Genomic DNA, 23,072 nt, shown 5'->3' on the forward strand with positions numbered 1-23,072 from the left:
TGTGAGCTCACCAGACATATTTTACGTGGAAGATGATGAAGACTTTGCCTTCATTATGGAACACGCGGTAAAGGAGGTTAAGGACGACCTGTCTGTTAAGATCATAGGCAACGGTAAAGACGCACTTGAATTGTTACGCCTGCTTACCGAAGCTAAAGCCAAGCCGAAACTTATTTTATTAGATTTAAATTTACCAGGCCTGTCTGGCCTGGATTTAGTTAAACGCATCAGGGAGATAGCATTTTTAAAATATGTACCGGTTGTATTTTTCTCTACATCCGATAACCCAAAAGATGTAAAAGCATCGCTTGAATTTGGTGCAAACGCGTTTTTGAGCAAACCATCAGGCTATAACAACCTGGTAACCTGCGTGGAGTCACTTTACAATTTCTGGTTCACCCAAAATTTAAATATCAATTAAGACACAAAAAAAAATACTCGTTATAGAGGATGATCCGGATATTGGGATCATCATGGACCTGGCATTGTCTGACAGGTACGAGGTAGAAGTAAAAACGAATGGGTACAATGTGCTGGAAAACGTTATCCGTTTTTCGCCTGATTTGATCATGTTAGATAACTACATTGGGCAAAAAAACGCCGGGGATATCATTAATGAGATAAAACCGGAAATTGAATACAGAAATATACCATATGTATTATTTTCAGGTCATGACGATATCAGGCGGATAGCCGAAAAAATTAACGCAACCGCGTATTTACCAAAACCTTTTGCCCTTAATGAACTTTATGATTGCGTCGACGGAATTTTTGCCGCCTGATAAAAATCTATCTTTTTTATGCTGCACGAAACATTAAAACAAGCAACCCGGCAACAGCATAACCAGCTTGAGCAGCTGATGTTTGTTGACCAGATAATGAATGGCACCCTGACTTTTGACGAATATCAAAAAATACTGACTACCAATTATCTCACGCACGCCCATATCGAGGAAGCTTTATATACCCATTTAAGCGTTCACCTGCGCCAGAGGCTAAATTTTGAAGAGCGGATAAAATTGCCCGCTTTACTACAGGATTTGGAAGAAGCACACATTACCATCCCGCAAACCGAACCTGATACCAGTTTTATAGATACCAGCAGCGATGCCGCGATACTGGGCAGCATGTACGTGATGGAAGGCGCAACATTGGGCGGCAACGTGATAGTAAAACGTTTAAAAAATAATCCCCAGCTTGCCCCTTATCAGTTAAACTACCATTATTACCAGGTTTATGGCGATAAGCTGGTTGAAAACTGGAAACATTTTATACAGGTTTTGGATACAATTATACCTGCAAATGAATACCCGGCGGCTGTAAAAAGCGCTATCGGCATGTTTGAGTATATTGCATCGTTGCAGGGCTGGCCGGCATAACTTTTTATCCGCCGGTGCCCGGTTGTTTAAGACACCCGTTTAACTATACCAGTTGCGTGGCATCTCCATTTTTTTAGGCGTTGCCAAACATCTGCACATTTAGCACTACTCCACTTCTGCCGTTATTTTTTCGCCTATTTGCTGCCTCCACATGGCATAGTATAAACCTTTTTGGCTTATCAGATCAAGGTGACGGCCAGACTCAATGATGCGGCCTTTTTCGAGCACATAAATACAATCGGCGTGCATGATTGTTGATAAACGGTGGGCTATCAGTATGGTGATATGATTTTCGTTTTCAGATACGTTACGTATAGTTTCGGTAATCTCCTCTTCGGTGATAGAATCCAAAGATGAAGTAGCCTCATCAAACACCAGGATATCGGGTTTGCGTAACAGCGCACGAGCTATCGAGAGGCGTTGTTTTTCGCCGCCGGATACTTTTACCCCACCCTCGCCAATAACCGTGCTCAGGCCTTTATCGGCCCTCGCCAGCAGGGTTTGGCAGGCGGCACGCTGCAATACGTTCATACACTCTTCATCGGTAGCATCCGGGCGAACAAACAATAAGTTCTCGCGGATGGTGCCCGAAAACAACTGGGTATCCTGCGTTACAAAACCAATTTTTTCGCGTAGCTGATCAAGATCAATCTCCTTGCTTAAAATGTTATTGTATAAAACATCGCCCTCCAGCGGCTGGTACAAACCAACCAACAGTTTTACCAGTGTGGTTTTACCCGAGCCCGATGGACCAACAAATGCGATGGTTTCGCCTGTATTGGTTTCAAAATTAATATGATTAAGCGCGTTGCGGTTGGCGGTTAAATGTTTAAAAGTAACATTGCTGAAGGTTAGCGTATTTACTTTATCTACCATTACAGGTTTCTCGGGTTTTTTGTCAATAGGGGTGCTCAAAATGCCTTTGAAATTCCCTAACGAAACCTCGGCCTCGCGCCATGACAAAATCACGTTGCCAAGCTCCTGTAGCGGGTTAAACAAAAAGAACGAGTAAAACAGGAAGCTAAAGTATTGTCCCGGCGATAACGACCCTTTAAATATCAGCATCAATAGTACAACCACCATTACACTCCGCACAAAATTTACAGTAGTACCCTGTACAAAGCTCATGCTGCGTACATATTTTACTTTCTTTAGTTCCAGGTCGAGTATTTTGTAGGTGGTGTTGTTTAGCCTTTCTATTTCCTGCTTAGCCAAACCAAGACTTTTTACCAATTCAATATTTCTTAGTGATTCGGTAGTGGATCCGGCCAGTGCGGTAGTTTCAGATACTATTTTCTTCTGGATGGTTTTTATCTTACGGCTCATGGCCATGCTCACAAAAGTAATAATGGGTATAGCAGCAAAATAAACCAATGTTACCTGGTAATTTACACTTACCGAGTATACAATTACAAACACCATCCCGATAAGGGACACAAATAATATGCTGATAAACGAAGTAATAAACTTTTCGCAATCTAACCGTACCTTTTGTAAAATACCCAGCGTTTCGCCGCTACGCTGATCTTCAAAAACCTGGTAAGGCAGCTCTAACGAGTGTTTCAGGCCATCGGCATACATTGCTGCACCAACCTTTTGGGTAATAATATTGGTAAAGTAATCCTGGAAATTTTTTGCAATACGCGATACCATGGCTACGCCAATGGCTGCACCAACCAGCATTAACACCTGCCGCAGGTACTCCTCATAATGCAGCGTGCCTCGTTTTTCAATAACGCGGTCAACTATCCGGCCTGTTATCCACGGGTCAAGCAATGAAAAACCAATATTCATAGCCGCCAGAAACAGCGCCATCACCACTATCCAGCGGTGTTTTTTCAAGTAAGAAAGTAATATATTCATGTTTCGGCAGTAAAAATAAAAAAAGGGAATGGCTAAGTAGCTCATTCCCTTTTAATTTGACATAAGGTTAATATTAAACCGTCATGATATCTTTTTCTTTGGCTTCAGAAAGCTGGTCAACTTTGATGATATAAGCATCGGTAAGTTTTTGAACTTCGGCCTCGCCTACTTTTATTTCATCTTCAGATACGCCTTCCGATTTTAATTTTTTGATCTTCTCGTTGGCATCTTTACGAATGTTGCGGATAGCTATTTTACCGGTTTCTGCTTCGCCTTTTGCTTTTTTAACTAAATCGCGGCGGCGCTCTTCGGTTAACGGCGGTACGTTTATGCGGATGATGATACCATCGTTTTGCGGGTTAACACCAAGGTTAGCCGCTATAATTGCTTTTTCTATAGGGGCAAGCAATGATTTTTCCCAGGGTTGTATAATAATTGTGCGGGCATCGGGGGTATTTACGCTACCAACCTGGCTTAAAGGAGTTGCCGTACCGTAATAATCAACCGTAACGTCATCCAGCATTGATGGGCTTGCTTTACCGGCACGTATTTTATTTAATTCGTTATCGGCATGCTCAATGGCCCTTTCCATGGATGCCTTTGCATCAGTAACTTGTTTTTTAATGAGTTCGCTCATCGGTTTAAATTTTTCACAAAAATAATAAAATCTACCATTTAACAGCAGGCCAACTGTTTTATCATTTGATGCATGCAATGGTTTGCCAACTAACGTAATTTTTGCAACTATGTTTTTTGCTATAAATGTTAAATAACTTTTTTTAACATTTATAATGGTCATTTGTATTTATCTTAGTGTAAACCTATTACAGCTATGAAAAAAACACTGTTAATTATCATTTTGGCCACATGTATAAGTCAGTTAAAAGCGCAGATATCACTTAACCCTTTTTTCAATAATAAAATTACCTGGAGCCCCACTTTAAAGCCCAAAACAGCAACCACTTTTTTTGCAACCCAACCAGTAACACCGCAGTTAAAAGATTTACTATCAGGCAACGTACAGCGGGTGCCGGATGCCCAGCCTATGCGCTATTTAATGCCGGTTGTTAAAGTATCCGGTACCGACCGGATGCCCATAGTAAAAACCGACGAGCCGGGTATGCATTATACAATGCTGATAAAAGGATATGGATCGCCTAAATTGGACAGCCTGGCAAATTCAACACCGTAATATTTATGGCGGAAGGGCTTTACAAGGTAAAAACAGTGTTATGTGGGTTGCAAAATTTCACGAAATTTCGGGGATTAATGCTATCTGGGGTTGTCCAATTTTCCTGTCATCCTGAGTGGTAAAATTTCGCGAAATTCTGAAGGCAGAATGACATCGTTAAAGGGGCTCTCATGGTGAGCCTGTCGAATCATAGCGGGCAAAGGCCTCTCCGCGCGCGACCCTTCGACAGGCTGCCATTGACACATTTGTAACTATTTGATTATCAATTGAAAAAAAAGTGTCATTTGCAATGCGATCATTTGTGCGCAAATAAAGGTTACTCAGGGTGACAGGCCTGCGCACCTCGAAAGTATAACCTGTCATCCTGAGGTACGAAGGATCTATCAATTGTGCATAACCGATAGAAAAGTTCGCGAATAGATCCTTCGTACCTCAGGATGACAGTCTTTTATATGTCATTTCCCCCCTTCAGAAGTCGAGGATTTTACAACTCAGGATGCCAGGCCTTCGCGCCTTGAAAGTAAAGTATGCGCGGTTTTCCAAGTATAAAACTACCTCACCTGCTCTTCAGCTACCAACACGCCGTTATTAGCTTCGGCCACAACAGATGCTCCGCGCTTTTCTACCACTTCATCAAAACTTTTTTCGTAGTCGGGATGGTTGGTACCCATCAGCCTGTCCCATATATTAAAATACAGGCCGTAGTTGCATTTAACCAGCCGATGATGCATATTATGATGTGTTGAGGTATTGTGCCATTTAAACACCTTATTACTGGCAAAGCCCTTAGGAAAAAGCTCGAAACCCAGGTGGCCGGTTACATTAAGCAATAAGGAATATAACGAGAACACCGTTAAAGCTGTACCATGGTACGGGATGGTAAAAGCTATCAGGGGCACAATGCCAACTTCAATAACCGCCTCCAGCGGGTGAAAAGCGTATGCTGCAAATGGGGTTGGGTTGGTAGATAGGTGATGTGTTTTATGCACCGCCTTAAATAAAGGCTTCCAGTGCATGGCGCGGTGTGTCCAATAAAAGTAGGTATCATGCATCAGTATCATCAGCACAATACTAAAAATGTAATAGCCCCATCCCTTATCGCTTATATTGGGATAAATACGGGTTAACCCGGCTTTACTTGCGAAAATAACGCTCATGATAACCAGGCCAAAAATAATGATGGTAACAAAGGAGTTCACCACCTCGCGAATCACGTGCTTATTTTCGGGATAGCGCTGCTGTATTTTGGCGCGCCAGATGGCTTTATTCTTCCACACATAAAACACCAGGTAAAATGAGCCGGCAAACAACAGGTAACGCACAGCCAGCCGAAGTAAAACGTTGGATATGGTGATCAAATCATCTATGCGGAAACCTTTAAACATTGTTTATTAAACGTTTAACAATGATAAGTTTATATAGTTAAAACTAAAAATCCTTATTCAGCAGTTTTTCCAGCTCGGCAAAGCTGATGTTCATTTTTACGCGGCCTTGTTTGGCGTAGGATAATTCGCCGGTTTCTTCGGATATAATGATGGCTGTTGCTTCGTTGGCTTCGGTTACACCAATGCCGGCACGGTGGCGCAGGCCAAACTGCGCAGGCAGGTCGGTCTTCTCGGTAAGCGGTAAAATACAGCTGGCCGATTTAATCTTGTTTTCGGCAATAACCACGGCCCCGTCATGCAGGGGGCTTGTTTTTTGAAAAATACTTTCCAGCAATCGTTTAGATATCCGGGCTTCCATTACCTCGCAACTATTCTGGTAAAACTGCTCGTCGTAATATTTGGCAAACACAATAAGGGCGCCGGTTTTAGTTTGCTTGAGGCTTTTACAGGCATCAATAATAGGTTTAATGCGGGCGTAGTTGTTTTTCTCCACCTCTTTTTTACCAAAAAAATACTGCCACCATGCCTTGTTGCGCTGCAAGGATGCGTTTTTGCCTACCAGCAGCAAAAACTTCCGGATTTCCTGCTGAAACACAATGATCACCACGATAATCCCCACATCAACCACCTTTTTCAGGATGCCCGCCAACAGCGGCATTTTGGTTTCGGGCACAATAAAATACAGCAGGTATATAAATGCAAGCCCTATAAAAATATTAGCGGCTATAGTACCACGCAACAGGTTGTAAAGCTGGTATATAATGGTTGCCAGCAACAGGATATCCAGTATGGCAAAAGGCGTAATTTTAAGGCTGCTTAAAAAGGAATGCATTTACGAAGTTAACAAGTTTCGGCAAGTTAGAAAATGAGTAGTAAGTAGTTAGTATCAAGTAGTAAGATTTGGGGGCTGCATTCCTGTATTACCATCAATTGCGGGAGGGGGGGGGGCAAAAAGAGGTTATTTATTCAACTTAGCAATTCATACCGCATAAAGTCACAATTAAAGTTGTTTTTTTGACTTAGACCTTAAGGCTCCCAACTAAAAACTTTAATCTAATCCCCCGGCATATACGGCCCACCTGGCACACCCCAGCCCCAGGCCGGCATTGGTGCATCGGTAGCCTCGGTCGTTTCGCTTTGTTTTGAGTTAATAACCGCAATGCGTGTGCCCCACTCCAGGTAAGCCAAAAATGCCGACCGGAATTCGGGATCGTCGGGCAGTTGTAATTCGTCGGCAGTTTGCAGCAGCAGTTCCATCCAGCGTTTGCGGTGGGCCTCGGTCAGGTATTTTTGCAGGTGCTTGCTTATCATCATAAAATGACTTCCCTCCTCCTCGCTGTAAGTTTTAGGCCCGCCCAAAACCTCGGCAACAAAATGGGCAACATGCTGGCGGTGCTGTGCCGACATGTGTTTAAATACCGGCTCCAGCAGTTCGTCGGCCAAAACCTTATCGTAAAACTTATCAAACAAAGTTTCAAAGGCCTGCATACCACCGGCCCACTCAAAAAGCGAAGGGATTTTATTAGTTTCCATATCATTATGCCATTAACGCAGAATAAAGATAGCAGAGAGCAACCTAAAATGTAGAATTAAATCGGGAATCTTTACTTGTTCCGCTCGGTAGTAAAACGTACCAGCTGCTCCAGCGCACTATGCGAATCACTCGGCGGGAAGGTGTTTAGAATTTCAAAAGCCTCGTCCTGGTATTTTTTCATCTGGGTTTCGGCATATTGTAAACCGCCTGTTTCGTTCACAAATTTGATGATCTGGGCAATTTTGGCCGGGTCATCGTTATGGTTTTTAACCAGGTTAATAATCCTTTTCTTTTCAACCGCCGTGGTATTAGCCAGCGAATAAATGAGCGGCAGCGTAACTTTTTTTTCTTTGATATCGATGCCCAGTGGCTTGCCCACATCGTCGGTACCAAAATCAAACATATCATCCTTAATCTGGAAGGCGATGCCTATTTTTTCGCCAAAAAGACGCATTTTTTCAACCACCTCATCGCTTGCCCCGGCCGATGAGGCCCCGCAGGCACAGCAGGAAGCAATAAGCGAAGCGGTTTTCTGGCGAATAACCTCGTAATAAACAGGTTCGCCAATATCCATGCGGCGTACTTTTTCTATCTGCATCAGCTCGCCTTCGCTCATTTGCCTAACAGCCTCTGAAACAATGCGCAGCAATTGAAAATCATTATTTTCGATAGAAAGCAACAACCCTTTGGATAGCAGGTAATCGCCAACCAAAACGGCAATTTTGTTTTTCCATAAAGCGTTAATGGAGAAGAAACCACGGCGCTGGTAGGAGTTATCAACCACATCATCATGCACCAGCGACGCAGTGTGCAGCAACTCGACCAAAGCCGCTCCCCTGTGGGTAGATTCGTTGATGCCGCCGCAAATTTTGGCAGCAAAAAAAACAAACATTGGCCTTATTTGCTTGCCCTTACGTTTAACAATATAATGGGTAATACGATCCAGTAACGGCACCGAGCTATGCATAGAAGACTTAAACTTCTCTTCGAACGCATCAATATCGGCAGCGATAGGTTTCTTAATGTCGTTGATGCTCAGCATTTAAACTAAACAAGCTTTTATGGTGTAAAACTGCCATGTGGCAATATGAGGCAAACATAAGCTAAAATTATTTATCTGCATTGATGCAGAATATTTTTTACCCAAATTAAACTATCTGATCGGCAAACAGTCAATACCAATGATTGCCATATTTATAAGTTGAGTTAAAGTTTTGTGTGTGCGGGTTACCTTAAAAAAGGTGCCCGCTTTTTTATTAGCGGCAAATGCAATAATATTTTACCTTTGCAATCCATTTAGCAAATACGGAGAGGTGTCTGAGTGGTCGAAAGAGCACGCCTGGAAAGTGTGTATACTTCAAAAGGGTATCGAGGGTTCGAATCCCTCCCTCTCCGCCAAAAAAGTTCGGTAGTACCCAATTTTATTGTAAAAATTAAAAACCTTGCTACAATGATGTGGCAAGGTTTTTTTGCTTTTCTGCACTCCTCTAAACCAACTAACGGTTTCTGTACTTTAATTATATCCACAAAAGAGAATTAGTATACAACTACCCAGTATTTGTATTAACACGAGCCCTTTCATTCGCCAGACATTTGTGCTATTAATTTGAAATAGCACAAAAATGAAAAAGATAATCTTAATTACAGGTGCAAGTTCAGGGATGGGTAAAGAAACTGCGAAGAAGCTCATCCGGGAAGGTCATACTGTCTATACAGTTGCAAGAAGAATTGACCAGATGCAGGATCTGAAGTCATTGGGTGGTCATCCGTTGCAAATGGATGTAACCAATGAAGAGGATATTCAAAATGTTGTTGATACGATTCTTAAAAAAGAAGGTAAGATTGACGTACTATGGAATAACGCGGGTTATGGCCTGTACGGTGCAGTGGAAGACGTTCCCTTAGCTGAAGCCAGGAAAGAAATGGAGGTCAACGTATTTGGTATGGCTGCCATGACGCAAAAGGTTGTTCCTTTTATGCGCAAGGCCAAATCGGGTTTAATCATCAACACTTCTTCAATGGGTGGTAAAATGTACTTCCCAATGGGTGCATGGTATCATGCCAGCAAACATGCCGTTGAAGGCATGAGCGATTGCTTGCGATTGGAACTAAAGCAATTCAATATTAAAGTGGTTGTGTTGGAGCCAGGATTTATAGCGACAGAATTTGGTTCTGTGCTGATCGACAACTTTTCAAAAATTTCCAAACAAAGTGCTTATTCGAAGATGATGACTACCATCATTGAGGGCACAAAAAAAGCTGCGGAAGGAAATGGCTCTTCAAAACCTTCTGTTATTGCCGATGCCGTGAGCAAAATCGTAAGAAGCAACAACCCTAAAACACGCTACAGGGTTGGAAAATTCGCCAAGCCTATGGTTTGGATGAGAACTTATCTGGGCGACAGGTTATTCGACAAGATCGTTATGAGTCAAATGTAATTCAATCATCAATCATTTATATTAATCATTAAAGTAAAACAATATGAAAATTTTCAATATCGCTGTTGCGTTGATCATTTCCTTTACATCGGTTGTTAAGGCACAAACCGTAGAAAGTGCCATCGTAGGCAAATGGGAATCGGACAAGAAAGATGTCCGGTTAGAGTTCTTTAAATCAGCTAATGAATACCAGGCCAAATTGCTATGGGGCAATAAAATAGTTGAAAGTGATGGCAAAACATCAAAAAGGGATGAAAAAAACCCGGATGAAAAATTACGTTCAAGAAACATCATCGGGATTATCAGTGTAAACGGCTTAAAATGGAATGGTGAAGAATTTACAGGCGGTAAGATCTATAATCCTCCCACTGGAGACACCTACAAATGCAAGGTATGGGTTAAAGATGGTAAGCTAAATCTGCGCGGGTATATGGGCTTTTCAATGCTTGGCCAAACCGCCACATTTCATCCGTATAATCAATAATTAAATTTAAACAGTTAATCTTTTTAAAATGAATTTCTTTAACAGTACATCGGCATGGATTAAAGGTGAAATTTTAGAAGGTATATTAATTTTCGCCTTTGGTGCCACAACGATTCTTTCCGGATGGCTTTTCTGGAAATTCGGAACCACCCCAAATGCAAAAGCACTTATTATCCCGTTAATTATCGCAGGCTTTGTGTATGCTGCATTAGGCGGCTCAATGTATGTTTCAAATCAAAATAGGTTGCCGGTTTTTCGGCAATCCTTTACTCAGAACAAATCGGAGTTCATCCAAACTGAAAAAAAGCGAGTGGAAGATTTTCAATATATGTACACCATTTCAAAAGTGGTAGCCGCGGTGTGTTTTTTACTTACCCTGCTCATATTTTGGTTCTCAAAAAGTTCGTCACTGCAAGGCTGGGGTATCGGCCTCACATTATTTGCTATTGCCGGTTTGGTCGTTGACTATTTTTCTCAGGAAAGGGCTGAAATTTATTACAAAGCAATTTTAGAAGCATTGAAATAGCAGGCAATAAGAACTATTTTCTAAATTTAAGTAAATGAACAACGTTGTACATATAGAAACCATTTCGGAAATGCACAAAATGCTTCCCAACTCCAAGGTAAAGCATCCGTTAGTTGCTGTTGTGGACTTCTCCAAATATCAAGAGCAATTCTACTCAGGATTGAAATTGACTTTAGGATTTTATTCTATTATGTTTAAGAATTTTTGCATCAATCAAATGAAATACGGACAGCAATCCTATGACTTCCAGGAGGGCAGCTTAATTTGTATGGCACCAAGGCAGGTCATAGCATTGGACGAACCCCTACAAAAAAAAGTGGACGTTTCAGGATGGGGATTATTCTTTCACCCGGATTTGATCAGGGGCACATCATTAAGCAGATCAATAAAGGATTATTCCTTTTTCTCTTATGAAGCCAATGAAGCGCTTCATCTTTCAGAAAAAGAAAAGACAGTGTTGTATGATATCGTAGAAAATATAGATGTTGAATTATTTGAAAATATAGACAAGCATAGCCAGACGCTAATTGTTTCCAATATCGAGTTATTGCTTAACTATTGTACACGATATTACGACCGTCAATTTATTACCAGAAAGCATGCCAATAAAGATCTGCTGTCAAAGGTCGAGAAGGAGTTACTTGAATATATACAATCACCTTTACTTAACGAGAAAGGTTTGCCAACAGTAAAATATCTGGCGGATAAAATGCACTTATCTTCTAACTATCTCAGCGATTTACTTAAAAGAGAAACAGGGATGAATGCACAGGACCGCATTCATTATTATTTGATTGAAGAAGCAAAAAATCTTTTATTGAGTTCCAACAAATCTATTAGTGAATTGGCTTTTTCACTTGGTTTTGAATATCCGCAATATTTCTCCCGGCTGTTTAAGCAGCGGGTCGGACAAACACCGAATGAATATCGTTCTTTGAATTGATTATATGTAATAAACCCGTTGATTAATTGAGACCGGATAAATACCAGCTTGAACCTTATTGAGCTCTAACCAATAAAGTTTCGACTTAAAGTTTAATCACTTATTTATACCGTCCTTAAATCAAATGGCATTTTCCGGTAACGCGTTCCTGTAGCTGCAAAAATGGCATTTGCCAATGCAGGTGCGAAAGGAGGTATTCCCGGCTCCCCTACGCCTTTCATTCTGCCGCCATCCGCAAGAATATGCACTTCCACTGGCGGGGCCTCACTTATACGGGGTACTGGGTTATCGTAAAAATTGTTTTGTTCTACAATGCCGTTCTTGAAGGTGATTCCCGGCTTGGTGGCTGCGGAAAGTGCCATAATAACCGCGCCCTCAATCTGATTCTTAACATTGTCGGGATTAACAACTACGCCAAGATCTATAACCGCAGTAACCCTGTCAATCTTAATCAATTTAGTTACAGGATCATGGGTAACTTCAACCACGTAACCAAGTTGACAACCAAAAAATTTCCATTGCGCAACTCCACGACCTTTGCGCTTTGGCAGCGGGTGGTTCCAATTTGACAATTCTTTCAATTTCTGAAGTAACTTCCAGGTGTCTGAAGTTTGTGCACACATACTTAATCGAAACTCCATTGGGTCTTTTTTTGCTTTGTGAGCCATTTCATCAATAAAAGATTCATGTGGAAAACAAATTGTAGAACTAACTACCGACCGAAATGCAGCCCCCGGGATATGCGACTCCGTGTTGACATACGACGTTTTCAAGTTTGGTATCTGGTAATCCTGGGAACCTATTCCTTCAACCATACTTCCGTCAAGCCGGTTGGTGTTAAAGGTTTTGAATAGCGACTGATGAAAATTAGGCCCGATCACTTTGTGCCTGAAGGCTAATAATTTTCCATCCTTATCAAGCGTTCCGCTCATTTTGGAAAACGTCATCATTCGCCATGGCCCTTTTTTGGTAGCATCTTCACGCGACCAAAGTACTTTAACCGGTTTGTCGGTCAACCTGGCAACATTAACTGCCTCTACAATATAATCGTAGTATAAACGTCGCCCGAAACCACCGCCGATAAACATATTATGATAGGTTACATTTTCAGGCTTAAAGCCCGTCAGGGCCGGAATGCTATTGCCATCCGCGGCGGTCATCAAATTAGGAACCTGAGTAGATGACCATATTTCTACCTTGTCGCCTTTAACTTGTGCCACACATACCATAGGTTCAAGCGTGTGATGTGCAATCACAGGGGTTTCGTAATTTGCATCCACAGTGTTGTCAGGCGTGGTTTTTATAGTATCTATCGCACCTACATTTTTGTCGATCAACCCTTCGTCATCCGCATGTTTCCATAAAAACTGATCATATTCTGTGGAGTTATAGGTTTCATATCCTTTAGTATCCCATTCTATTTTCAGCTTTTTGCGGGCTTGAGTGGCGTTCCAATAGGAGTTTGCTATGATTGCTACGCCCATAAAGCTATAAATGCCTACAATCCGCTCCACTTTATCCACCTTAATCACACCCGGCATTTTCAGCGCTTCGCCGGCGTCAAAGCTTTTTAGTGTTCCACCAATAACCGGACACCTTTCCACAGTTGCATAAACCATTTCCGGCAATTGCACATCAATCCCAAAGATTGCAGTACCATTGGTTTTCATAGGCACATCAGGCCTCTTGTACTGAATACCTATAATTTTGAAATCTTTCGGGTCTTTTAACTTCGGGTTCTTTGGCAGCTCTATTTGGGAGGCTTCCTCCAGTAACTCGCCATATGAAGCAGATTTTTGCGAGGGCCGATGGATGATTTTTCCATTTTCGGCATAGCAATCCGCTTCATTTACCTGCCATTTTGTACTTGCAGCAGTTATGAAAACAGCTTTTGCAGCAGCACCTACTTTCCGCATCTCATCGTAGCTGCCCCGTACCGAAGTGCTCCCCCCGGCACGCTGGCCATTTCCGAATTCCTTCTCGCCCCCGGTATTCTTTATGATAACTTGGTCAAGCGATACTTCAAACTCCTCAGCAATGAGCGCGGGAATCGATTGAAAAGTACCTTGTCCCATTTCAGGTTTTATGTTGAAAAGGGTAATATTCCCATTGGATTCGATTAATATATACGGGGTGAATTTTTGGGCGGCAACAGCATCTACGGCTTTACGCGTACTGCCTTTGGCTGATAATCCTAACCAAAGGGCGATACCTGCAGTTCCCGCGCTTTTGATAAAATGACGCCTTGATATTTGGTCGATTGCTTCCATAATTATTTACTTTAACTTGGCACTTGGTGCAAAGGCACCTTTAGCTAACCATATTTTGACTTGTGCAACAAAAGCCTGTCTGCTCATTGGCGGTAATGTTCGTCCATCGCCGGGATGCCAACCCCATGCAACCAGGTTGTCATTGGCCATGTGGTCTATTAACTGCGCTTTAGTCCTGCCACCATTTTGTTTAGGGTCGAGCAGTTGCAACGCAAGTTGGCGCGGTGAACGGCCCTGGAAAACCATTCGCATGTTAGCAGGTGGCAAGCCCCATTTAGGGTTTCCGGGTGGCATGTGCAGGCCGGGTACATTTTCGGCCTGATGGCAATTACTGCAACGCATCGAATAAATACCATGCCCGTCAACACCTCTTTTTACGTTCATCGCGTGAATATGATTATCGTCTCCCTGTAGCGGAGCGTCACCTGCTGGGTGGCAATTCATGCAACGGGAACTTTTTAATACTTTATAAACCGACATAAAAGCTTTTACAGATCCGACACTATCTTTCGGGACAGGTATAGAACCCCTGATATGATTTTTTTCTGCGCGAAAAGACACAATGATTGTACTTACCATAAACAAAAAGGCGCTTACAACAACCAGCTTTCTCATGATTTAGCTTCTTTTTGTTGTAGTTCAGCTGCTTTATAAATGGCGGCGCGGATACGCTGATAGGTTCCGCAGCGGCATATATTACCCGACATGGCGTCGTCAATATCCTGCTCAGTAGGTTTGGGGTTTTCCCGTAAAAGTACTGCCGCAGACATGATTTGACCTGATTGGCAATAGCCACATTGCGGTACACTTAATTCGTTCCAGGCAAGTTGTAAGGGGTGGCTGTTATTAACCGACAGCCCCTCAATAGTAACCACCTGTTGCCCAACCGCCCTGCCTACTTTAGTAACGCACGAACGCACAGCTTCACCGTTCAGATGTACGGTACAAGCACCGCATTGCGCCACTCCGCAGCCGAACTTTGTTCCAGTTAAACCGATAAAATCTCTTATCGCCCACAATAGTGGCATGTCGGGATCGGCATCTACCTGGTAAACCTTTTGATTTACATTTAACGAGACCATAAGCATTTATTAAAATTTAGTTAAAAACTGATAAACCAATCAATTCGTTTGCTTTCGCAAGGCAACAACTTTTGATAATACTTCCCGCCCGGCATCCGCTTCCTTTTTACCAATGCTGTTTTCAATGATCAATAGCATTTGCCGAAGTTCGGCTTCGGTAAAACCTAAACGCATACTGATTGACAAATGCCCCTGTAATTGTGATTCAACACCACCGAGGCTGGCAAGAGCCGAAATGGTGGTCAGCTCCCTTTCCTGGTTCGTTAACACACCCCGGCTAAAAATGTCTGCAAAAAGATGCTCTTTTAAAAATGTATCAATCACCGGGACAAATGCTGCATATCCGGTTTTAATTTCGTTTTCAGCTCGCCCGGTTAGCTTTTCCAGGTTGTTTTTTCCGATCTCATACTTGTTGCTCGTATTGCCAGGCGGTGTCGGTTCTGTTCCTAAAAAATCGCTTATACCTTTTGCTTTTCTTTCAGCAGTAACTGCACTAAAAGTATTTATCGCGTTCAGACTTCGCGGAAAGCCGCAGTATGCCGCGAGTTGTATTAGTATTTCTTTGATCTCATTAATACTCAAGCCAGCATCGAGCCCCGTATTCAACGAAAGTTTAAGTGCCGGCAAATCGCCTTTGGCGGTAAGCGCTGCAATGTTCACGATGCTTCTTTGCTTCCCGTTTAATACCTGGGCGTCCACTTCGGTAAATGTCATAAATAATGTAAAAATTGGTATAAAAGTTAACCTGGCAATATTCTTCATGATTATTATAACTTACTTACTATCCGGCCTGACTTGTGGGCCGAAATAAAATCTCATTGACATCCATATCTTCCGGCTGGCTCATGGCGAAGATCACGCATCGCGCAAATGAATCCGCAGAGATCGCTGCCTGTTCATAAAACTTTTTGATCCCCTCGGCTACGTCAGGTTCGCTGACGCTATTCGGCAATTCTGTTGCAACAGCACCTGGAGAAATAACTGTAGTCCGGATGTTATAAGGTTTCACCTCCTGCCGCAAGCCTTCAGACAGGGCAAGTACTGCATGCTTGGTTGCAGCATATACTGCACCGCCTGGGTTCACCTTATGCCCGGCAACAGAGGAAACATTGATGATATGGCCGCTTTTTTGATTAGTCATGTATGGCAAAAACGCTGCAATACCATATAAAACGCCCTTAATATTCACATCGATCGTTTGGTTCCAGTCATCAATTTTCAAACGTTCCAAAGGCGAATGCGGCATAACTCCGGCATTGTTAATGACCACATCAACACGGCCATAAGCACTTACCGCCGTGGCCACCAGTTTTTTCACATGTTCGGCGTTCGTTACGTTTGTTGGCACCGCCAATGCCTTGCCTCCTTTTTTGGTAAGTTCATTCGCTATCGACACGATCCGGTCTGCACGTCGTGCACCAAGGATAACAACCGCGCCTTCTGCTGAAAGCATACGTGCAGTGGCTTCGCCAAGCCCGCTGCTTGCGCCGGTAATTACCACCACCTTTCCTTTTATATTTTTCATAAGTAGAATAAATACTGTTTTTATATAACATCAAAATTGGTGATGATATGTTAGTAATTTGGTATACATTTTACAGGAATATCTACCAAATTCACCGATTAAACGCAAATGAATAGGTAATCCATTACCGATCAGGTAAATTTGATATGCTGACCTAATAAATTGTCAAATGGAAAATGTACTCAAGTTTGATACGATAAGGGATTACAACAACTTTAACAACCAGGCTACTTTACATCCGCTGGTAAGTATTGTTGATCTTTCAAAGGCAGATCCGAGGCCTGCCCGAAGATTGTGCTATAATTTTTATACGGTTTTTCTGAAACAAATAAGGTGCGGCGACCTCCGATACGGTCTGAAAAATTACGATTATGAAGAAGGCACGCTGATATTCCTGGCTCCCGGCCAGGCTATCGGTGAAAATCATGAAGAAATATATTATCAACCCCAAGGCCTTGCCTTAGTGTTTCACCCCGACATGCTACCGGGTACTCATCTTGGTCGCCATATAAGCGATTATACTTTTTTCTCCTACGAAGTTCATGAAGCACTACATATGTCCGAGGAGGAGCGACAGATTGTAATGGATTGTTTTTCGAAAATTGAGTTTGAACTTAAACGCGGTTTAGATAAACACAGCAAGAAGCTTGTTGTTGCTAACATTGAACTATTCCTGGATTATTGTATTCGTTTTTATGACCGTCAGTTTCTAACCCGCGAGGTAGCCCACAAAGGCATTATTGAGAGGTTTGAGACCCTGCTAAATGACTATTTCCGGTCTGAGAATCCACAGAAACTTGGACTTCCTAATGTTGCTTATTGCGCCGGAAAACTGAACCTATCTGCAAACTATTTTGGTGATATGGTGAAAAAGGAAACCGGAAAAACTGCCTTGGAATTTATTCAATTAAAAGTGATGGATTTGGCCAAAGAAAAGATCTCAGATCGTGATAAAACAGTCAACGAAATTGCTTACGAGCTGGGCTTTAAATATCCTCAGCATTTCAGCCGTTTATTTAAACAACGCCTTGGATATACACCAAATGAATTTCGGATTTTGAATAATTAAAACTTTATAAAATCTACTCCATTCATAAATACTTCCTTCATCAATCAATCGAATTTAAAATAGCCATGTTGTTAATTAGATAACATCAGATGTTTATTTCAGGTAGTAATCATTTGTTATCAATAATTTCTCTTACAATCTCTAAAATTCCTATTCTCCCCGCAAAGCACAAATAAGCCAAATAACGCTATTTAATTCTGAGTTGTTAAAATAATTTTTTATTAAGCTATTAAATCTATCGATTTAATATACTATTATTGCCTTGACAGTTATTTCTGTAGATAAATAGCATTAAAACAACTTTTTTATACCCGATATCTTAATTCTAATATGCCAGATCAAAAACCAAAACAAACCGCTCTTGGTGATGTAGCCGCCAGGCAGTTAGCCGTTGCAACCCGTACCGTACCGCAACTATCAACCATTACGCCCCGTTGGCTTACACACCTGTTAAACTGGATTCCGGTTGAATCGGGCGTATACCGCTTAAACAAGGTTGTAGATGCTAATAATGTAGAAGTAGACTGCTCTAACCGCGATGAGCGCGAATTACCTTCAACATTTGTTGATTATGAGGAAAATCCTCGTGAGTATAATTTAAGTGCTGTAAATACGGTGTTAGATGTACACACCCGTGTATCTGACCTGTACAGCAAGCCTTATAACCAGATAAGCGAACAATTGCGGCTCACTATCGAAATTGTTAAAGAACGACAAGAAAGCGAACTGATCAACAATACCGAATACGGATTATTAAGCAGCGTAGCCGCATCGCAAAAAATTAAAACAAGGTTGGGGCCACCTACGCCAGACGACCTGGACGAACTGATTACCAAGGTTTGGAAAGAGCCGGGTTTCTTTCTGCTGCACCCTTTGGCCATTGCCGCTTTCGGTCGCGAGTGTACCCGCCGTGGCGTACCGCCACCAACTGTTTCTTTATTTGGTTCGCAATTTATTACATGGAGGGGCATACCGCTTATTCCATCGGATAAATTACCTATCGTTAATAACAAATCAAAGATCATTCTTTTACGCACGGGCGAAAGCCGCCAGGGTGTGGTGGGCTTGTTTCAGCCTGGTTTGCCGGGCGAGCAATCTCCGGGTTTATCCGTACGGTTCATGGGCATCAATAACAAGGCCATAGCCTCTTACCTGGTTTCGCTTTATTGCTCATTGGCGGTTTTGGTTGATGACGCTATAGCTGTTTTAGAGGATGTTGATTTAGGTAACTACCATGAGTACAAATATTAATACGGATAACTTGCCCAACCTGCAAGAGTTAGAGCAACTGGCCAATCAGTTCTTTAAATCGGCACCGGGTGGTGTTGTAAACCAATTACCCGTTCAGCAAGCACCCGAAGCTTTGCCTTTGCCGGGTGCTGTTACTGACACAGGGCTATTTACTTCGCCGCAACAGCCTGCGGCATCTGTTCCTTCAAGTACAATTGGGGGCGGTGGCATTTCGCCATCTGCCATCAATCAAAATAATGCCGTTAATCTTAAAGATCCACAAACCAGTTTTGCCGATCCTAATTTGAATACCCATCCCGCGCCGTCAACGCCTGTACAAAACAGCGCGTCCGCAGCGTTTGGCGGACAGTTGCCTACGCAACCAGGGGTTGGTTACGACTCTTACCTGGTTAAAACAGCCCTTATACCTGAGGTACCGTTAAAACAAAACTTCCAGGTTGAGCAACTTTCACCAGCGCCTGAAAGCTTATTTCAACTGCCGTACCAACAGGAGCAGGCCTTTGACATCGATCTGAAAAAAATATTGGGCGAAATCCGTACTTCAGGCCCTTCAAATGGTTCGCCGTTTACCGGAGCACCTGCCGCTGCTGAAGTTCCATTCTATTTTTTATCAGGTAATTATGGATTACCCTCGGTGAAACCGGAACCGGAAAAAGTTAAGCAGGTTGGTCTGAGCCATATTATCGCCCCCCCTTTTGATGTCAACATTGTAAGGCGCGATTTCCCGATACTACATGAGCAGGTGAACGGTAAGCAATTGGTATGGCTGGATAATGCCGCCACAACGCAAAAACCCAGGCAGGTAATTGATCGCATCAGCTATTTTTACGAGCACGAAAATTCAAATATTCACCGCGCAGCACATGAACTGGCAGCAAGGGCTACCGATGCTTATGAGGGTGCACGAAAAAAAGTGCAGAAATTTTTAAATGCGCGCTCCCTCAACGAAATCATATTTGTTCGCGGAGCCACGGAGGCCATTAACCTTGTAGCCAAAAGCTGGGGCGAACAGTACCTGAACGCCGGTGATGAGATTATTGTAAGCCAACTGGAACACCATGCCAATATTGTTCCGTGGCAGCAACTGGCGGCCAAAAAAGGGCTAAAAATCAGGATCATACCTGTTGATGACGATGGGCAAATACTCGTTGATGAATATGTAAAACTTCTTGGGCCTAAAACCAAACTGGTTTCTTTTACACAGGTATCAAACGCCTTGGGTACAGTAACACCGGCCGCGCAAATTGTGCACCTGGCACATTTGGCAGGCGCCAAAGTTTTGGTTGATGGCGCACAGTCGGTATCGCACATGCCGGTTGACGTACAGGCCTTAAATGCCGATTGGTTTGTATTTTCGGGACATAAGGTATTCGGACCAACCGGAATTGGGGTGCTTTATGGGAAGGAAGATCTGTTAAACGAAACCCAGCCATGGCAAGGTGGTGGCAATATGATTAAGAATGTAACTTTTGAGTATACCCAATACCATGATGCCCCCGGCCGCTTTGAAGCCGGAACCGGTAATATTGCCGATGCCGTGGGCCTTGGTGCTGCAATTGATTATGTTACCCGTTTGGGTATGCCCCTGATAGCACAGTATGAGCACTATTTGTTGGTTTATGCCACCCAATTATTAAAAGATGTAAAAGGAATACGGCTGATAGGCACCGCGCCCGATAAAGCCAGTGTTTTATCGTTTGTATTGGATGGCTACAAAACCGAAGAAGTGGGCGCGGCTTTAAACCAGCAGGGTATAGCCGTTCGTTCCGGTCATCATTGCGCGCAGCCCATATTGCGGCGGTTTGGCGTAGAAGCAACGGTTAGGCCCTCACTGGCCTTTTATAACACCTGTGCCGAAATTGATTTGCTGGTAAATACGCTTCACAGTCTTAAAAGATAACCCAGCCCATGAAAGACGATAAATTTGACGGCTTTATAAAAACGCTTTATGAAACCCATAAAGCCGAATGGGAGGCTACGCCAAAGATCAGGCAATGCGTAGGCTGGCTGTCTGATCTTTTTGAGTTTCTGTTTCCAAATAATCATGCCAACAAGCTATCGATATATGGTGGTCATTTAAAAAAGAACCAGATAGACCTGGAGAATATCCTGTTAAGCTACCTTGACCCGAAGGATATTGATATTGAAGAGGCCGTTATTTTATTTTATGATTCGCTGAACGAAGTTTACCAGGACCTGAGAAAGGATGCATCCATGATCTATGAAAAAGATCCCGCCGCCACCAGCGTGCATGAGGTAATTGTATCTTATCCCGGTTTTTACGCAATAGCGGTTTACCGCATAGCACACCAGCTTACCCGGTTGGGCATACCCATTTTACCCCGGATATTATCTGAGCATGCACATGGCAAAACGGGAGTTGATATTCATCCCAAAGCGCAGATTGATACGCCTTTTTGTATAGATCATGGCACGGGGATAGTTATTGGAGCAACCAGCACTATTGGCAAAAATGTAACCATATATCAAGGGGTAACATTAGGCGCCGCGCAGGTTAGTAAAGAACTATCCGAAACAAAACGGCATCCTACAGTTGAGGATAACGTGGTTATTTACGCCCGCAGCACTATTTTAGGCGGCCGCACGGTAATTGGCCATAACAGCGTAATTGGAGGCAGCGTGTTCCTGACAAAAAGCGTCCAGCCCTTTTCGCATGTTTTTAATACCCATCAATTACGAATTGAGGTAAAAGAAAACCTGCAATAATTTTTTTTAACATGGTTTCTAAACTTAACTCATCAGAGATAATTCATTTCCTGCTTATTCTGTTGATAATCCTGATACCTGCAAGGCTTTTAGGCGAATTGTGCCGCAGGTATAAATTACCAGCCATAATAGGCGAGATTTTCGCGGGCATTATTGTTGGCCCTACGCTTCTGGGGTTGTTATTTCCATCTGTGTTTAAAGATATTTTTCTTGCAACACCGCATGCTTTCGAAGCATTTGATGGCATTGCCAATATTGGCATTATCTTACTGATGTTTATTGCAGGCTTTGAAGTAGATCTGAAGCAGATAAGGCAGAATGGAAAACAGGCCATCAGTATTAGTCTTACGGGTATTATATTCCCTTTTGCCATTGGTTTTGCTTCGGTATGGTATCTGTACCAGAGTCATTTTGCCAATGGCTTTAATAACCAGCTGGTCACGTCCCTGTTTTTCGGAACGGCATTGTCTATCACCGCGCTGTCGGTAATTACCAAAATACTGCTCGACCTGGATATCCTGAACACCCGCATAGGCAACATCGTATTAACTGCTGCCATGGTTGATGATTTCCTGGGTTGGATCTTATTCTCTGTAATTATCCAGCTAATGAATGTGGGCAAAGGCGAAGCATCATTCTGGTCGGTAAGTATTGTGGTGCTTTATGCCGTTTTCATGTTAACAGCTGGCCGGTGGCTCATCCACAAACTATTGGCTTTTGCGGGTAAAGGCGAAAAGCCCGGCCGTGTGCTTACTATGGCCGTTTGCCTTTGTTTAATCAGCGCCTGTATTACCGAAGGCCTTGGGGTGCGCGGTATATTTGGCGCCTTCCTGGTTGGTGTGGGCATCAATGATTCGGTGTACTTTACAGAGAAACATAAGCATGTATTACACCAGTTTACCATCAATGTACTGGCTCCTCTCTTTTTTGCCTCGGTTGGCTTAAGGCTTAATTTTATAGCCAATTTTAACCTTGAGGTGGTGGTAATTATATTGATTATTGCCTGCCTGGCCAAATTACTTGGCGCGGGCATTGGCAGCGCCATGAGCGGCATGAGCAAGAATGAATCTATAGCGGTAGCATTTGGCATGAATGCCAGGGGATCGCAGGAAATTGTGCTGGGCTTATTGGCCTTACAGGCAAAAATTATAAGCGAACCGGTATTTGAAGGCCTGGTTGTGATGACGGTGGTTACCATGATCATCTCCGGGCCGATCATGAAACATTACTTTTTGAAGGAGCAAAAACTGCAGTTAGTTGAACCAACCTGATCATCCCCCAAACTTCACAACATCTCCATAAAAGCCCGCAAATCGATGTGATGTGCAGGCTTTTATATTTAGTCAATTGGCTGTATTAAGCCATGATGTATTCCCCGGTCAGTCAGCGCAAACACAGCTGATT

24 protein-coding genes and 1 tRNA gene are annotated in these 23,072 nt (G+C 42.8%); 14 read left to right on the top strand and 11 right to left on the bottom strand.

What is annotated here, in order from left to right; translation table 11 throughout:
- Nucleotide 1 precedes the first annotated feature (1 nt).
- Genes FSB76_RS10745 through FSB76_RS10755 form a run of 3 tightly spaced genes read left to right on the top strand, consistent with a single transcriptional unit; the run spans nt 2 to nt 1,379 of the window.
- Entirely contained in the window at nt 2–421 is a 420-nt protein-coding gene (locus tag FSB76_RS10745; RefSeq protein WP_147053575.1) for a response regulator, read from the top strand.
- A gap of 22 nt (nt 422–443) precedes the next feature.
- Nucleotides 444–782: a response regulator gene (locus FSB76_RS10750; protein ID WP_225976535.1), complete on the top strand. Its 339-nt coding sequence runs from the start codon at nt 444–446 to the stop codon at nt 780–782.
- 18 nt (nt 783–800) lie between these two features.
- On the top strand, nt 801–1,379 hold the full coding sequence (locus tag FSB76_RS10755) for a biliverdin-producing heme oxygenase (RefSeq protein WP_147053577.1): 579 nt from the start codon (nt 801–803) through the stop codon (nt 1,377–1,379).
- Nucleotides 1,380–1,484: 105 nt separating this feature from the next.
- Here the strand turns inward: FSB76_RS10755 and FSB76_RS10760 are convergent, their stop codons facing one another.
- On the bottom strand, nt 1,485–3,242 hold the full coding sequence (locus FSB76_RS10760; protein ID WP_147053578.1) for an ABC transporter ATP-binding protein: 1,758 nt from the start codon (nt 3,240–3,242) through the stop codon (nt 1,485–1,487).
- Nucleotides 3,243–3,315: 73 nt separating this feature from the next.
- A complete protein-coding gene (frr, locus tag FSB76_RS10765) occupies nt 3,316–3,879 on the bottom strand; it encodes a ribosome recycling factor (protein WP_147060946.1) in 564 nt (187 codons plus the stop codon).
- Nucleotides 3,880–4,074: 195 nt separating this feature from the next.
- On the opposite strand from frr, the gene FSB76_RS10770 reads away from it, so the two are divergent.
- Nucleotides 4,075–4,434, top strand: a complete 360-nt coding sequence (locus FSB76_RS10770) for a hypothetical protein (RefSeq protein WP_147053579.1) — start codon at nt 4,075–4,077, stop codon at nt 4,432–4,434.
- Nucleotides 4,435–4,985: 551 nt separating this feature from the next.
- Here FSB76_RS10770 and FSB76_RS10775 read toward each other — a convergent pair.
- The 4 genes from FSB76_RS10775 to FSB76_RS10790 all read right to left on the bottom strand — a co-directional run bounded on the left by FSB76_RS10775 (nt 4,986) and on the right by FSB76_RS10790 (nt 8,395).
- Nucleotides 4,986–5,819 carry a sterol desaturase family protein gene (locus FSB76_RS10775; protein ID WP_147053580.1) on the bottom strand — a complete coding sequence of 278 codons (834 nt, stop codon included), beginning with the start codon at nt 5,817–5,819 and terminating at the stop codon, nt 4,986–4,988.
- Nucleotides 5,820–5,862: 43 nt separating this feature from the next.
- The gene (locus FSB76_RS10780) at nt 5,863–6,651 is read right to left on the bottom strand and encodes a diadenylate cyclase (protein WP_147053581.1); all 789 of its coding nucleotides are present in this window, start codon (nt 6,649–6,651) and stop codon (nt 5,863–5,865) included.
- 221 nt (nt 6,652–6,872) lie between these two features.
- Nucleotides 6,873–7,352 (bottom strand): group II truncated hemoglobin, encoded by a 480-nt coding sequence (locus FSB76_RS10785; protein WP_147053582.1) that lies wholly within the window; start codon nt 7,350–7,352, stop codon nt 6,873–6,875.
- A 71-nt stretch (nt 7,353–7,423) separates the two neighbouring features.
- Nucleotides 7,424–8,395 (bottom strand): polyprenyl synthetase family protein, encoded by a 972-nt coding sequence (locus tag FSB76_RS10790; protein WP_147053583.1) that lies wholly within the window; start codon nt 8,393–8,395, stop codon nt 7,424–7,426.
- A 265-nt stretch (nt 8,396–8,660) separates the two neighbouring features.
- Between FSB76_RS10790 and FSB76_RS10795 the strand changes: the two genes are divergently transcribed.
- The 5 genes from FSB76_RS10795 to FSB76_RS10815 all read left to right on the top strand — a co-directional run bounded on the left by FSB76_RS10795 (nt 8,661) and on the right by FSB76_RS10815 (nt 11,744).
- Nucleotides 8,661–8,751 (top strand) — tRNA-Ser (locus FSB76_RS10795).
- A 224-nt stretch (nt 8,752–8,975) separates the two neighbouring features.
- On the top strand, nt 8,976–9,791 hold the full coding sequence (locus FSB76_RS10800) for an oxidoreductase (protein WP_147053584.1): 816 nt from the start codon (nt 8,976–8,978) through the stop codon (nt 9,789–9,791).
- A gap of 43 nt (nt 9,792–9,834) precedes the next feature.
- Nucleotides 9,835–10,275, top strand: coding sequence for a DUF2147 domain-containing protein (locus tag FSB76_RS10805; protein ID WP_147053585.1), 441 nt, complete (start codon nt 9,835–9,837; stop codon nt 10,273–10,275).
- A gap of 28 nt (nt 10,276–10,303) precedes the next feature.
- Entirely contained in the window at nt 10,304–10,801 is a 498-nt protein-coding gene (locus FSB76_RS10810) for a hypothetical protein (RefSeq protein WP_147053586.1), read from the top strand.
- A gap of 34 nt (nt 10,802–10,835) precedes the next feature.
- Complete coding sequence (locus FSB76_RS10815; protein WP_147053587.1) at nt 10,836–11,744, top strand: helix-turn-helix domain-containing protein; 909 nt, start codon at nt 10,836–10,838, stop codon at nt 11,742–11,744.
- Between the two features lie 104 nt (nt 11,745–11,848).
- On the opposite strand, the gene FSB76_RS10820 is transcribed toward FSB76_RS10815, so the two are convergent.
- From FSB76_RS10820 to FSB76_RS10840, 5 genes are read right to left on the bottom strand one after another with little or no spacing between them, the layout of a single operon-like run.
- On the bottom strand, nt 11,849–14,014 hold the full coding sequence (locus FSB76_RS10820; protein WP_147053588.1) for a xanthine dehydrogenase family protein molybdopterin-binding subunit: 2,166 nt from the start codon (nt 14,012–14,014) through the stop codon (nt 11,849–11,851).
- Between the two features lie 6 nt (nt 14,015–14,020).
- Nucleotides 14,021–14,629, bottom strand: a complete 609-nt coding sequence (locus tag FSB76_RS10825; protein ID WP_147053589.1) for a hypothetical protein — start codon at nt 14,627–14,629, stop codon at nt 14,021–14,023.
- Nucleotides 14,626–15,096: a (2Fe-2S)-binding protein gene (locus tag FSB76_RS10830; protein ID WP_147053590.1), complete on the bottom strand. Its 471-nt coding sequence runs from the start codon at nt 15,094–15,096 to the stop codon at nt 14,626–14,628. The genes FSB76_RS10825 and FSB76_RS10830 overlap by 4 nt, the downstream gene beginning before the upstream one ends.
- 39 nt (nt 15,097–15,135) lie before the next feature.
- A complete protein-coding gene (locus FSB76_RS10835; protein WP_317131371.1) occupies nt 15,136–15,858 on the bottom strand; it encodes a carboxymuconolactone decarboxylase family protein in 723 nt (240 codons plus the stop codon).
- 19 nt (nt 15,859–15,877) lie between these two features.
- A complete protein-coding gene (locus tag FSB76_RS10840) occupies nt 15,878–16,621 on the bottom strand; it encodes an SDR family oxidoreductase (protein WP_147053592.1) in 744 nt (247 codons plus the stop codon).
- Nucleotides 16,622–16,790: 169 nt separating this feature from the next.
- On the opposite strand from FSB76_RS10840, the gene FSB76_RS10845 reads away from it, so the two are divergent.
- The 5 genes from FSB76_RS10845 to FSB76_RS10865 all read left to right on the top strand — a co-directional run bounded on the left by FSB76_RS10845 (nt 16,791) and on the right by FSB76_RS10865 (nt 22,939).
- Nucleotides 16,791–17,690, top strand: a complete 900-nt coding sequence (locus FSB76_RS10845) for a helix-turn-helix domain-containing protein (RefSeq protein WP_147053593.1) — start codon at nt 16,791–16,793, stop codon at nt 17,688–17,690.
- 330 nt (nt 17,691–18,020) lie between these two features.
- On the top strand, nt 18,021–18,941 hold the full coding sequence (locus FSB76_RS10850; protein ID WP_147053594.1) for a family 2A encapsulin nanocompartment shell protein: 921 nt from the start codon (nt 18,021–18,023) through the stop codon (nt 18,939–18,941).
- A complete protein-coding gene (locus FSB76_RS10855; protein WP_147053595.1) occupies nt 18,925–20,841 on the top strand; it encodes a family 2A encapsulin nanocompartment cargo protein cysteine desulfurase in 1,917 nt (638 codons plus the stop codon). Before FSB76_RS10850 ends, FSB76_RS10855 begins: the two co-directional genes overlap by 17 nt.
- Before the next feature lie 8 nt (nt 20,842–20,849).
- Nucleotides 20,850–21,668 carry a serine O-acetyltransferase gene (locus tag FSB76_RS10860; RefSeq protein WP_147053596.1) on the top strand — a complete coding sequence of 273 codons (819 nt, stop codon included), beginning with the start codon at nt 20,850–20,852 and terminating at the stop codon, nt 21,666–21,668.
- 11 nt (nt 21,669–21,679) lie between these two features.
- On the top strand, nt 21,680–22,939 hold the full coding sequence (locus FSB76_RS10865) for a cation:proton antiporter (protein ID WP_147053597.1): 1,260 nt from the start codon (nt 21,680–21,682) through the stop codon (nt 22,937–22,939).
- Nucleotides 22,940–23,072 lie beyond the last annotated feature (133 nt).

The sequence above is a fragment of the Mucilaginibacter ginsenosidivorax genome (assembly GCF_007971525.1).
Classification (GTDB): domain Bacteria; phylum Bacteroidota; class Bacteroidia; order Sphingobacteriales; family Sphingobacteriaceae; genus Mucilaginibacter; species Mucilaginibacter ginsenosidivorax.